This window comes from Wolbachia endosymbiont of Atemnus politus (assembly GCF_013309895.1).
Map to the genome: position 1 here is coordinate 1 of NZ_JAAXCS010000083.1, position 5,949 is coordinate 5,949.

Sequence of the window (5,949 nt, forward strand, 5' to 3'; positions counted from 1 at the left end):
AAACCGCTAAGTGGTAATTTGAAAGGATATAGAAGCTTCAGAACTAAAGGTTGCCGTGTTGTGTACCGTATAAACATTGCAGAACATAAAATAATTCCTGCTTCGGTAGGATATAGAAAAGACGTTTATGATAAGATACCATTGGATTTACTGTAGTAAACATTAAATATATTTTTATACAGTCATCCTTCCTGATCCATTTTCTTACTCAGGACAAAAACAACATTTTGAGTTTGAAAAGGAATTGATTTAGAATTCCTAAATACTTGTCTTTTATATAACTTTCGTGTAATAGACGTGTATGCATCCAATCATATACCTACTTAGCCTGCTACTCGATCTTTATAGCTTCATTCTAATATGTTGGGTTGTCTTGGACTGGCTCATTAAACTTAATGTGGTAAACATGTATAACGAAGTTGTAAGCAATATAATGCACGCCTTAAACCGACTCACCCACCCACCATTAAAGGTTATTAGAAGGTATATACGGCCGCTCAACGGATTAGATTTATCTGTAATGCTATTGCTAATAGCAATCCACTTTGTAAAATATACAATAAATTACTACTTTTAAGTAGATGCTAAAAAGATATCTAAAAGCAACAGTATATCTATCGCTCCTAATGTATATATATGTATCAGTTTTTAGCTATAACTACAAAGACACATCCTTAAACACAGCCACAGATGAAGGGGTAACAAATTTGGGTGGAATAGTAGGCTCATACTTAGCTGATATATTAGTTCAATTCTTTGGATTAACTAGCGTCACAATAGCTACAACTGCAGTTTATTTTTTGATTTTCAAGCCATCAAAAAGGCTGCTAAAAATTCTCTATTCAATATTAATCAATTTAGGAATATGCGCTACATTAGCGCAACTTTCGCTAGGTATTACTGCAAGGTACATGCACAGTGGAATGATGGGAGATGCACTAATTAGCCAGTGTCCATTTTACATATTCATAATAGCAACGTTAATAGGTATTGTAGGGCTGATCGGTTGGAAAAGAACAACTTATCCTCTATTCCTCTTATGTAAAAAAACAACTTACCTCTTTGTAAAAGCTCTGCTTTTTAGGTCACGTAAAACTGCCGATTATTCAATTGCGCCATTAACAGTAGAGGAAAACCATAAAGCTCAAATCACAACCAGACAGCAACCAAAAGAAAGACAGAAAAAAGCTAGCGGAGAGATTTTTAAACCTTCTAGTGATTTTAAGTTTCCAAGCATTCATTTACTTTCCAAAGCAGAGGAATCTTTGCAGAGAAAACAGTTGAATGAAATGGAGAGCAATAAGAATTTATCTCTGCTAGAGCAGGTCCTTAATGATTTTGGTGTGCAAGGAAAAATTATCAGTGTATGCTATGGACCAGTTGTGACTTTATACAAACTTGAACCACAAGCTGGTACAAAATCTGCAAGAGTGATTGGCCTAGCAGATGACATTGCGCGTTCAATGAGTGCACTTTCTGCACGTATCTCAATAATTCGTGGGCAGAATGCCATAGGAATAGAATTGCCAAACAAGGAACGAGAGATTGTCATGCTGCGTGATTTACTTGAATCACCAGAATACCAAAATGCAAACTTGAATCTTCCAATTGCGCTTGGTAAAGAAATAAGCGGGAAGCCAGTTATTGCAGATTTGGCCAAAATGCCACACTTGCTTGTTGCCGGAACCACAGGGTCAGGTAAATCAGTTGCAATTAACACTATGATTCTTTCACTCGTCTATCGATTAAGTCCCGATGAATGTAAAATGATAATGATCGACCCCAAAATGCTTGAGCTTTCAATATATGATGCGATACCGCACCTAATAACACCAGTAGTAACGGAGCCAAAAAAGGCTGTTATTGCTCTTAAGTGGATAGTAAAAGAGATGGAAAATCGCTACCGTATGATGTCATATTTGAACGTGCGCAATGTGATAAACTATAACCAAAAAATCACAGAAGCGATGAATAGCGGGATAGAATTGGAACGTGTTGTGCAAATTGGGTTTAACTCAACAACAGGCAAACCCTTGTTTGAAAAAATACCAATCAAGATGGAAACATTTCCGTATATCATGGTGATCGTGGATGAAATGGCAGATTTGATGCTTGTTGCTGGTAAAGAAATAGAGTGCTCTATTCAGCGTTTAGCTCAAATGGCTCGTGCTGCAGGAATACACATCATCATGGCAACACAACGTCCATCTGTGGATGTAATAACAGGTGTGATAAAGGCAAACTTCCCAACGAGAATCAGTTTTGCTGTGACTTCTAAAATAGATAGCAGAACAATACTTGGTGAGCAAGGAGCTGAACAATTGCTCGGTATGGGTGATATGCTCTATATGGCCTCCGGTGGTAAGATTATTAGAGTTCATGGTCCATTTGTAAGTGATGATGAGGTACAAAATATAGTTGATCATCTGAAAGCGCAAGGTGAGCCAAACTACATGGAGGAAATTACCAAAGAGGATGAAAATTCTTCTGCAGAATTGAACGGTGAAACAGAGGATGAAGAGAACGATCTATACAAACAAGCAGTGGCCATTATCCAAAGGGATCAAAAGGTTTCAACTAGTTACATTCAACGACAACTTAGAATAGGCTATAACAGAGCTGCAAACATTGTTGAAAGGATGGAAAAGGAAGGTATTGTCAGCGCTCCAAATTACTCAGGAAAGAGAGAGATACTGGTAGAATGACTCCTGCGCTATGGTGATATCTACAAGCAGTTACTTAATTTAAACAAGATAAATGGGCTTACCTATAAAAATATTTTTCACCTCGTTCATCTTCGGGTTTATTCTCTTCCCTTATTTTATAAAGCTTCTAAAGAAAATCAGCAAAGGTGGGCAACCAATCAGATTATGCGGACCGGAAAGTCATTTAATTACAAAAAGAAATACTCCTACTATGGGTGGAGTAATAATACTGATTTCCTCTTTATTACCAGTTTTACTTTGGGCTCAGTTAACACCAGAAATCCTATTGCTGGTATTTATAACTTTATTTTTTGCTCTGATTGGATTTATTGATGACTATTTAAAATTAAAAACAAATAACCATCGAGGTTTAAGCGCAAAAACCAAAATACTTATCCAATTTATAGTTGTCCTAGTTGTTATGTCTACGTTTAAGCCATACTTTTCTGAAGGTTTTACAAAAACGTTCCTATTTAAAGGAATAATAACCGACTTTGGTTACCTATATATTCCGTTTACTGCATTTGTGATCGTTGGCTCTGCTAATGCTGTAAATCTCACAGATGGCCTTGATGGTCTTGCTGCAACTCAAGTTATTACTTCTTTTGTTTCTTTGGGATTGATTGCATATATAACTCAAGCAGACATGAGCATCTTTTTATTCTGTATTGCATTTATAGGAGCAATTTTAAGTTTCTTGTGGTTCAATACACATCCGGCAAAAATATTTATGGGTGATGTTGGCAGTTTATCAATCGGTGCAGTTTTGGGACTAATCAGCGTTCTCATAAAAAGGGAAGTGCTTTTTGCTGTTATTGGAATAATTTTTGTAATAGAAACACTATCTGTAATTATCCAGGTATTATATTTTAAATATACAAAGTTTAGGTATGGGAAGGGAAGGAGGATTTTTCTTATGACACCAATACACCATCATTTTGAAAAGAAGGGATGGTCGGAAAATGAAATAGTTGTGAAATTTTGGATAATTGCCATTATTTGTTCAATTTTCACTGTAGCTTTCTTACTGTAGGAACTTATGATATACCCAGATTTTACATTAGAAAATAAATTATCAGGAGTAATAGCAGGAGTGGACGAAGTTGGAAGGGGTCCGCTAGCTGGTCCAGTAATGTCTGCAGCAGTAGTATTTACTGATAGAAATGTAATCATTGAAGGGATTAACGACTCAAAAAAATTGACTGCTAAAAATAGGCAAATCCTATATGAAAAAATAACGTCTGTTGCAAAATGTGGTATAGGGATAGCGAGTGTTGAAGAAATAAATTCGTACAACATTTTGCAGGCAACAAAACTTTCAATGCAGCGTGCGTTGATAAACTTGGGTCTAGAATTAGATTATGTGCTAGTTGATGGTAATCAACCACCTAAAGTAAAATGGCAAGTGAAGTCCATAGTAAACGGCGATAGTTTGAGTATATCAATTGCAGCAGCTTCAATCGTTGCAAAAGTGACAAGAGATCAACTGATGCAAGAATTGCATAATCAACATCCAGAATATAATTGGTATAAAAACAAAGGATATGGAACAAAAGAGCACATAGAAGCTATAAATCTCTATGGCATTACAGAACATCATAGAAAAAACTTCGCACCTGTTTTGAAACTCTGCTGAATGGGCACGAGATTATTTGTATTTATAACTATTAACGATGAATTTAAATGGTATTATACCATCCAGAGCTGCTTTTATGTTGGACAAAGTAAAACTAATCTCAATGGTCTGATTTTTTACCTTCTTATTTTGTTCAGCTGTAAAAACTACAGTGGCATTTCCAGGAAATGTAACTAGGTCCTTGATTGATCGATCAATAGATAATGTTGTCACATTTATGTTGGTAATTTTTCTTTTAGATGAAGACAAATCGCCAGCTTCATTGTTCACTTTTTCTTGAAAGTCTTGATGAATTTTATGTGTGGAATTGTTTTTTATAAAATTTTTTTGGTGCTCTGGTTCAACAACCTTATTAGATTCATATATTTCAACATATTTACTTATTAAATACCTAGCTGTGGAAATATACTCGTCTTTCTTTTTATTGGAACTAAGCTTGTGCATTACAGAAAACTCATCCTCTGTATGGTCTACATACTTCACAAAATTTAAATCTTTTTTAACAGGAAACAGCAGGTATACATTCAGTAGTAATAAGCACAAGCACACAAAAAGAAATGATACTATCAATACCACCCAAGACCTTTCTGCTACACAAAACAGATATCTATGACAATACCATTCAACTGCTTTACTGAAATAACTCTCGTTTTTTACTGATTCAAGCAGTTTGTCTTCCATAATGTAGAACCTAATTGAATTATTACAATAGTAAACTTCAAAGCCCCTAAAGTATATCTAAATTTTCTAAAATAGGGTGAATGATTACGTCACCTTGCTCTGCAACAAGGTAAAATTTATCGATTCTGCTCATATCCACGTTGATCATTTTTATATTAAAACTTTCAGGATTATAGGTATTATCTTCTACACTTTTATGATAATTATAATAATGTAATTTATTTTGATCATCAAAATAACCAAATTCATCAGCGAGGACTCCCACCTTTCTACCGGCTCCACCTTTGACTAGCCCAAGTAAATCAATTGCATGGTTTTGTGATCCAGGCTCTACAGGCCCCTTTGCAGCAAAAAACTTAGGTGCATGACCAAGATATTCCTTAAATTTTAGATTATGAGCCTTTTTTACACTACCAAAATCCACAAATTTATATTCATCTGAAACACCGGAATACTGTGGATCATACTTTTTATATTCAAAAAATTCATTGCCTAAGATGTTGCAAAACGCTAATTTATAATCACCATTATTTAACTGAGCGACCTTAAGATAATGAAAATTTCCAGGAATTTTTACATCTTCTTTTGTAATATGGTTGCGTACAACAAGCTCACCATTGAGCATATGATAGCCAATTTTGGGCAAAGTAGCTATATTGACTGCCTTGTTTAGCTTAAAATTCGCTTCATAAATGCCACTTAACAGCTCCTTTCCTTTTTCTAAGGTTACATCCTGATCTGAAGCTATATTTTTAATTAAGCTTAATTCTTTCTGTGTGTTCAGTATGGCTTTCGTCAAAACTTCTATTGATTGCCATATAGTTAATTTATTGTCAGTCAAGTTACATACTTCAAATACTAAATTAACAGGATTTTATCACACATTTATGTTAAAAGTATTATAATTCATAAACTAGACTTCTTTCA

6 protein-coding genes are annotated in these 5,949 nt (G+C 34.8%); 4 read left to right on the top strand and 2 right to left on the bottom strand.

The features are described 5' to 3' along the window. The first annotated feature begins 301 nt into the window (after window positions 1-301). Genes HET73_RS05550 through HET73_RS05565 form a run of 4 tightly spaced genes read left to right on the top strand, consistent with a single transcriptional unit; the run spans window position 302 to window position 4,341 of the window. Window positions 302-577: a YggT family protein gene (locus tag HET73_RS05550; protein WP_174133200.1), complete on the top strand. Its 276-nt coding sequence runs from the start codon at window positions 302-304 to the stop codon at window positions 575-577. 4 nt (window positions 578-581) lie between these two features. Beyond that, window positions 582-2,705, top strand: coding sequence for an FtsK/SpoIIIE family DNA translocase (locus tag HET73_RS05555; RefSeq protein WP_174133199.1), 2,124 nt, complete (start codon window positions 582-584; stop codon window positions 2,703-2,705). A gap of 52 nt (window positions 2,706-2,757) precedes the next feature. After that, a complete protein-coding gene (mraY, locus tag HET73_RS05560) occupies window positions 2,758-3,738 on the top strand; it encodes a phospho-N-acetylmuramoyl-pentapeptide-transferase (RefSeq protein WP_174133198.1) in 981 nt (326 codons plus the stop codon). A gap of 6 nt (window positions 3,739-3,744) precedes the next feature. Then, window positions 3,745-4,341 carry a ribonuclease HII gene (locus HET73_RS05565; protein ID WP_174133197.1) on the top strand — a complete coding sequence of 199 codons (597 nt, stop codon included), beginning with the start codon at window positions 3,745-3,747 and terminating at the stop codon, window positions 4,339-4,341. Between the two features lie 12 nt (window positions 4,342-4,353). On the opposite strand, the gene HET73_RS05570 is transcribed toward HET73_RS05565, so the two are convergent. Beyond that, the gene (locus HET73_RS05570; protein ID WP_174134152.1) at window positions 4,354-5,022 is read right to left on the bottom strand and encodes a conjugal transfer protein TraJ; all 669 of its coding nucleotides are present in this window, start codon (window positions 5,020-5,022) and stop codon (window positions 4,354-4,356) included. A gap of 46 nt (window positions 5,023-5,068) precedes the next feature. Next, window positions 5,069-5,863, bottom strand: coding sequence for a hypothetical protein (locus HET73_RS05575; protein ID WP_174134153.1), 795 nt, complete (start codon window positions 5,861-5,863; stop codon window positions 5,069-5,071). Window positions 5,864-5,949 lie beyond the last annotated feature (86 nt).